The sequence below is a fragment of the Mesorhizobium sp. M2C.T.Ca.TU.002.02.1.1 genome (genome assembly GCF_003997225.1).
The window spans coordinates 1-6,108 of sequence record NZ_RZTO01000337.1; the positions used below are offsets into that span (position 1 = coordinate 1).

At 63.0% G+C, this 6,108-nt stretch carries 8 protein-coding genes and 1 pseudogene; 3 read left to right on the forward strand and 6 right to left on the reverse strand.

All coding sequences use genetic code 11. The features are described from left to right. On the forward strand, positions 1 to 760 hold a 760-nt coding region (gene dapE, locus EOD07_RS18435; protein WP_127236492.1), incomplete at its 5' end, for a succinyl-diaminopimelate desuccinylase. A 2-nt stretch (positions 761 to 762) separates the two neighbouring features. After that, entirely contained in the window at positions 763 to 1,368 is a 606-nt protein-coding gene (locus EOD07_RS18440) for a hypothetical protein (RefSeq protein ID WP_041009635.1), read from the forward strand. Here EOD07_RS18440 and truA read toward each other — a convergent pair. The 6 genes from truA to def all read right to left on the reverse strand — a co-directional run bounded on the left by truA (position 1,365) and on the right by def (position 5,381). Further along, positions 1,365 to 2,141 (reverse strand): tRNA pseudouridine(38-40) synthase TruA, encoded by a 777-nt coding sequence (gene truA / locus EOD07_RS18445; RefSeq protein WP_127236493.1) that lies wholly within the window; start codon positions 2,139 to 2,141, stop codon positions 1,365 to 1,367. The two genes, EOD07_RS18440 and truA, sit on opposite strands and share 4 nt — an antisense overlap. A gap of 124 nt (positions 2,142 to 2,265) precedes the next feature. Further along, positions 2,266 to 2,772, reverse strand: a complete 507-nt coding sequence (locus tag EOD07_RS18450) for an N-acetyltransferase (protein WP_127236494.1) — start codon at positions 2,770 to 2,772, stop codon at positions 2,266 to 2,268. Continuing rightward, positions 2,769 to 3,704: a methionyl-tRNA formyltransferase gene (gene fmt / locus EOD07_RS18455; protein WP_127236495.1), complete on the reverse strand. Its 936-nt coding sequence runs from the start codon at positions 3,702 to 3,704 to the stop codon at positions 2,769 to 2,771. Before fmt ends, EOD07_RS18450 begins: the two co-directional genes overlap by 4 nt. 20 nt (positions 3,705 to 3,724) lie before the next feature. Next, the gene (locus tag EOD07_RS18460; protein ID WP_127236496.1) at positions 3,725 to 4,150 is read right to left on the reverse strand and encodes a type II toxin-antitoxin system VapC family toxin; all 426 of its coding nucleotides are present in this window, start codon (positions 4,148 to 4,150) and stop codon (positions 3,725 to 3,727) included. Further along, the gene (locus EOD07_RS18465) at positions 4,147 to 4,425 is read right to left on the reverse strand and encodes a plasmid stabilization protein (RefSeq protein ID WP_245470221.1); all 279 of its coding nucleotides are present in this window, start codon (positions 4,423 to 4,425) and stop codon (positions 4,147 to 4,149) included. The genes EOD07_RS18460 and EOD07_RS18465 overlap by 4 nt, the downstream gene beginning before the upstream one ends. 425 nt (positions 4,426 to 4,850) lie before the next feature. Further along, complete coding sequence (def, locus tag EOD07_RS18475; RefSeq protein WP_040984875.1) at positions 4,851 to 5,381, reverse strand: peptide deformylase; 531 nt, start codon at positions 5,379 to 5,381, stop codon at positions 4,851 to 4,853. A gap of 103 nt (positions 5,382 to 5,484) precedes the next feature. On the opposite strand from def, the pseudogene rmuC reads away from it, so the two are divergent. Continuing rightward, positions 5,485 to 6,021 (forward strand): annotated as a pseudogene (gene rmuC / locus EOD07_RS18480) (DNA recombination protein RmuC); the annotation flags it as partial. Positions 6,022 to 6,108 lie beyond the last annotated feature (87 nt).

The following is a 6,108-nucleotide window of genomic DNA, read 5'->3' on the forward strand; positions in this document are numbered from 1 at the left end:
CGGCACCACCAAGCTGCTCGACTGGGCGGCGGCCAAGGGCGAGAAGTGGGACGCCTCGATCGTCGGCGAGCCGACCAATCCGGACGCGCTCGGCGACATGATCAAGATCGGCCGGCGCGGTTCGCTGTCGGGGAGCGTGACCGTGAACGGCCGCCAGGGCCATGCCGCCTATCCGCAGCTCGCCGACAACCCGGTGCGCGGGCTGATGAGCCTTGTCGACGCGCTGCTCCATCCGGTGTTCGATAAGGGAACCAGGGATTTCCAGCCGACCAATCTGGAAGTGACGTCGATCGATGTCGGCAATCCGGCGACCAACGTCATCCCGGCCAAGGCGACCGCCACCTTCAACATCCGCTTCAACGACACCTGGGACGCCGAATCGGTGCAGGCCGAGATCCACAACCGGCTCGACCAGGCCGCCGGACGCAAGAAGTACCGGCCGGGCAAGAAGACGCCGGTCGACTACGAGCTCGTCTGGCGCGACCGGCCGAGCCATGTCTTCCTGACCCGTGACGACAGGCTGATCGACACGCTGAGCAGCTCGGTCAAGGCGGTGGTCGGCAAGACGCCGGCGCTCTCCACCTCCGGCGGCACGTCTGACGCGCGCTTCATCAAGGATTATTGCCCGGTGGTCGAGTTCGGCCTGGTCGGCAAGACCATGCATATGGTCGACGAGCGCGTCGCCCTTGCCGATCTAGAGACGCTGACGCAAATCTACGAACGCTTCATCGAAGACTGGTTCGGACAGGGCCTTTCGTGACCATGCTTTCGGCGGACGAAACCTACGCTTCGCTGGCCGGCGCCTGGCGACTGATGTTCGGCAAGGCCGACGGGTTGCGCCTGCTCGACCTTTCGGCGGACGGATTCTGGAATTCCTTCTTCGCCATCATCGTGGCGGCGCCGGCACTGATCGTCGGCTGGGTCGGGATCGCCAACGAGATCGGCGATCCGGACGCCTTCGCCGGACGCCTCGGCATGCTGATTAGGCTGGCGACGGTCGATCTCGGCTCCTGGGTGCTGCCGCTGGTGGCGCTGGCGCTGGTCGCGCCGCGTGCCGGCATCGGCGGCCGCTTCGTCCATTATGTCGTCGCCTCCAACTGGACGTCGGCAATCATCGCCTGGCTGATGCTGCCCTCCGCGCTGCTCAGGCTCTTCCTCCCCTCCAGCAGCGAGATCACCAGCCTGGTGTCGCTGGTTCTGTTCGCCCTGTCGATGGTGCTGACCTGGCGCATGACCAACGCAACCATCGGCAAGGGCGCCGCGGTGGGCACGGCCGTGTTCGTCGGCATGTTCATTGCCTCGCTGCTCGTCCTGTTCGGCCTGCAGGCGCTGCTCGGCATAGACATACCGGACAGCACGACGGGTTAGGTGTCGGTAGCGGATTTGCCGGACGCCTCGGGATAATCGACCCCGACGAGAAACAGCCCGTCCGGCGGCGCCACCTGGCCGCAGGCGGCGCGGTCGCGGGCTTCGAGCGCCGTCTTGAGATCGGCGGCGCCCCAGGAGCCGTCGCCGACGCGCCTCAGCGAGCCGACCATCGAGCGAACCTGGTTGTGCAGGAAGGAGCGTGCCGAGCTGCGCACCTCGATGAAATCGCCATCGCGGCCGACTTCGAGGCGGTCGAGCGTGCGGACCGGGCTTTCGGCCTGGCACTGGGTGGAGCGGAAGGTGGTGAAGTCATGCTTTCCAAGCAGCACCTTGGCCGCCTCATGCATGGCCTCGGCATCGAGCCGCTTCGGCACCCACCAGACCTTGCCCTTTTCCAGCGCCGGAGGCGCGCGACGGTTCAAGATGCGATAGAGATAGTGGCGGCCGGTGGCGGAAAAGCGCGCGTCGAAATCGTCGGCGACGACAGCCGCTTTCAGGACGGCGACGCGCGCGCCGGCCGCCTGCAAATGAGCATTGACCGCATCGCGCACCTTGTCGCCCGACCACGCTTTGGCGAGATCGAGATGCGCCACCTGGGCGGTGGCGTGCACGCCGGCATCGGTGCGGCCGGCGGCACGTATTCTTAGGTCTTCACCGCAGAACTTCTCGATCGCCTGCTCGATCGCCTGCTGCACCGAGGGCTGGTCGGCCTGATGCTGCCAGCCCGCGAACTGGCTGCCGTCATATTCGATATCGAGCCGAAAACGCGGCATGCCAGCGGTGCTTTCGCCTTGGCCTAGAGCGTTTCACCGTTTCACGGAAACGGCGAAACACTCTATCTCTTTGTTTTTACGCAATTCCGGACGGAAAACCGATCACACTTTTCCTGAAATTGCTCTAGGCGGCTAGAGCGGTGAAGGCCGAAGCGTAGACCAGCCTGCCGGTCTCGGGCGCGTCGCCCCAGGCCAGGGCCTGCAGCGCCTCGCCCTGATACTCGCTCTCGAATCCCGCAGCGCGCGCATGGGTGTAGCCGAAGCGGCCGTAATAGGTCGGGTCGCCCAGAACCACGGCCAGCGTCTCGCCGGCTTCCTTGAGGCGGATATGCGCCTCGCGGATCAGCGCGCCGCCGATGCCGGTGCCGTGGAAGGAGGGCTCGACCGCCAGCGGCGCCAGCGCCACGGCCGCGAAACGCTTGCCGCCATTCTGCACGTAAAGCCTGGAAAACAGGATGTGGCCGACGACCTGGCCGTCCTCTTCCGCCACCAGCTCGACGACGGCGTCGCCGCCGGTGACCAGGGCATCGACCAGGCCGGCTTCCGCCTGCTGGCCAAAGGCATGCTCTTCGACGAGACGGATCGCCTCGCGATCCCGCGGCGTCGCCGCGCGTATCGACATCATGCTCATATGAGTTTCATTCCTTTTGCGATCTTGGCTCCGCGCAAAAACTCCTGCGCGGCGGCAGGCCTTCCGCCCGCCCGTTGAACTTCGACCAGCCTGACCGCGCCCGATCCGCAGGCGACCGTCAGCCGGTCATCGAGAATTCCTCCCGACTCGCCGACGCCATCCGAGAGCGTCGAGCGAAGCAGTTTCAGCCGCTCCATGCGGCCGCCAATTTCGACCTCGCACCACGCGCCCGGGAAGGGCGAAAGGCCGCGAATGTGATTGTGGACTTCGCCAGAAGGCCGCGTCCAGTCTACGCGTGTCTCCGATTTATCGATCTTTCGGGCGTAGGTCACCCCTTCCGCCGCCTGCGGGGTAAATGTCAGACAATTTATCCCCAGCTGCGCGAGCGCCTCGACCATCAGCGAAGCGCCCCGGGCCATCAGGCGGTCATGCAATTCGCCGGCCGTCATATCGGGTGCGATGGCGCATTTTTCAACCAATGCCACCGGTCCGGTGTCCAAACCCTCTTCCATCTTCATGACCATCATGCCGGTTTCGCTATCGCCGGCCATGATCGCGCGCTGGATGGGAGCAGCACCACGCCAGCGTGGCAAAAGCGAGGCGTGGCCGTTGAGACAGCCGAGCCTGGTCGCATCAAGAACCACCTTCGGCAGAAGCAGACCATAGGCGACGACCACGGCAACGTCGGCCCGCAAGGCAGCGAAAGCCTGCTGCTCAGCCTCGCTTTTCAGCGATGTCGGCGTACGTACATCGAGCCCCAGCCGCTCGGCCTCGCGCTGCACCGGAGAGAGCGTCAGTTCCAGCCCGCGCCGCCCGGCGGCGCGCGGCGGCTGCGTGTAGACGCCCACGATCTCGTGGCCCGCCTCGGCGATGGCGCGCAAGGTCGGCACGGAGAAATCCGGCGTGCCCATGAAGATGACGCGAAGCGGCATTTTGTCGTGGCGATCCTGTTTCAAGCGTCCGCTTCGAACGGATTCACAAGCTTCAAGTCAAGCTCGTCGAAGTCTCGCACGTTGCGGGTTGCAAGCGTCGCATCATGGACCAAACAGATCGCGGCAATCATCGCATCGGAAAGACTGATAGGGCGACCAATCTTTTCCCGCTTTGCCCGAAGCTTGCCAGCGAGACGAGGAATCGGGCCAGAAAATTCAACGATCCGGCCTGCGAACTGCTCCGAGATCAGATGGTCTAGCGCGCGAATATGGCGTTCGGATCCTGTTTTGTTCAAAAACCTCTCGGCACCAAAGGATTGCTCCATTACGACTGGGCCGCAGAGATAGAGATCGAGAAGCTCTTGTTTGCCAAACCATTCGACCACCTTCGGGTCGGGTGTCGTTCTGCTCGCTTCAGAGACCACATTGGTATCAAGGATTATCACTCGAAATCCTCGATCCGGCGACCAAAGTCTTGTTTCCTCTCGGCTTCGATTTCGGCCATTATATCGGCAAATTCATTGTCAATTGCGCTTTCGTTTGCAAATGCAGAGCGAATACTGTCCCATGCTGATAGGTTAGGTTCCAGCCTCGCCTCCTTCTCCGCAATCATGCCCTTCCATAAAAGATCGATGGCTTTGCCCGATAAGCTCTGGCCAACCTTTCGGGCAGCCCGCTCAATTTCGCGCTTTAGCGGCTCGGGAACATTTCGGATTAGCATATCACTCACGGCCAACCTCCGATTTGATATCATGATATCAAGACAAGGCGCTCTATTCAACCGGGCATAGCAAGGGCTTTCGCTGCGCTGAGGGCTGATCGTTAACTAAGTTCAAATACCTTCCTTCGTATGATTCGGCCGCTTGCCTCCTCGGAGCCATTCATATGAAAGCTCGCAAAAAGACATTTGGGACACGCCGTGTGCCCATCGCTGAGTTCATATCGCTTGAGGAGGAGTTTACGAAAGGCGAGTTGTCTAAAAGGAGTGAGAGAGCATTCGCTATCTATCTCACGCCGCTGCTCGCACTTGCCGTAGTCGCGATCCTAATATTCTCGCCAGAATCTCGCGCACTTGCGTTGGAATTGGGTTCCAAAGCCATCGAACTAGGGAAAGATTGGGTTCTGCGCGGATTACTCGAATAAGGCTTAGCCCACCATCTTGCCCGGCGCCTTGTCCTTGGCGAGCTTCTTGAATTTCCGCACCACCATGTCGCGCTTGAGCTTCGAGATATGGTCGATGAACAGCACGCCGTTGAGATGGTCGATCTCATGCTGCAGGCAGGTGGCCATCAGGCCTTCCGCCTGCATTTCCTGAAGCTTGCCGTCGCGGTCGAGATATTTCACCCGCACCGAGGCCGGGCGCTCGACCTCGGCGTAGTAGTCGGGGATCGAAAGGCAGCCTTCCTCATAGACGGAACGCTGGTCGGAACTCTCCAGCACCTCCGGATTGATGAAGACATGCGGCTGAGGCTCCTCGCCTTCCTTGGCGAGGTCGATGACCAGCAACCGCCGGGGTTCGCCGACCTGGATCGCCGCCAGCCCGATGCCCGGGGCGTCATACATGGTCTCCAGCATGTCGTCGGCGAGCTTGCGCAGATCGGCATCGACGCGTTCCACCGGCTTGGAAACCTGGCGCAGGACGGGATCGGGAAGGATGATGAGCGGCTTGATCGACATGGCGTCTCACCTAAGACCTCGCTTGACTAGCGTCAACCGGGACAGCTTCAACCTGTTCACGTTTTGATCTGTGCCAGGAGGCCGAATCGGTTATGCTGCGCGTATGAACGACATGACCTCCATCCTTTCGCAACCGGTCGCGTGGCTCGGCGCCTCCACGATCACGCTCGGCCACGTGCTTGGCTTCGGCGCGATCCTGCTGGTCGTGGTCTTCACGGCGCTCGTCATCGCGCTGTGGCGCGCGGGCAAGGCGCGCGCGGTTGCCGCGGCGGAAGCCGCCGACCACGCCCGCGACACCGAGGCGCGCATCGCCGACGTCTTGCAGGCGCAGGCCGAGATGCAGGGGCGCATGGGCGCCATCGCCGAGGTGTTCGGGGCGCGGCAGGCCGAGCTCACCCAGTCGCTCGGACAACGGCTCGACGCCATGACCGGGCGCCTCGGCCAGACCATGGCCGAACAGACCAAGTCGACGCATGAGAGCCTGGCCAAGCTGCAGGAGCGGCTGGCGGTGATCGATACCGCGCAGGGCAATATCCAGTCGCTCGCCGGCCAGGTCGTGCAGTTGCAGGCGATCCTCTCCAACAAGCAGACGCGCGGCGCCTTCGGCCAATCGCGCATGGAGGCGATCGTCGCCGATGGCCAGCATCGGCGCGCCGTGCGGCATCCGCACCAGGCAGTCGGGCCGGCTGCCGTTGGATAGGCTTGCCTGGAATTCATAGGCGCCGTG

Excerpts from the sequence above, each read along its gene's own strand:
- EOD07_RS18440 (WP_041009635.1), top strand. The coding sequence starts at position 763 with ATGCTTTCGGCGGACGAAACCTACGCTTCGCTGGCCGGCGCCTGGCGA.
- truA (WP_127236493.1), bottom strand. The coding sequence starts at position 2,141 with ATGCCGCGTTTTCGGCTCGATATCGAATATGACGGCAGCCAGTTCGCG.
- EOD07_RS18450 (WP_127236494.1), bottom strand. The coding sequence starts at position 2,772 with ATGAGCATGATGTCGATACGCGCGGCGACGCCGCGGGATCGCGAGGCG.
- fmt (WP_127236495.1), bottom strand. The coding sequence starts at position 3,704 with ATGCCGCTTCGCGTCATCTTCATGGGCACGCCGGATTTCTCCGTGCCG.
- EOD07_RS18465 (WP_245470221.1), bottom strand. The coding sequence starts at position 4,425 with ATGCTAATCCGAAATGTTCCCGAGCCGCTAAAGCGCGAAATTGAGCGG.
- def (WP_040984875.1), bottom strand. The coding sequence starts at position 5,381 with ATGTCGATCAAGCCGCTCATCATCCTTCCCGATCCCGTCCTGCGCCAG.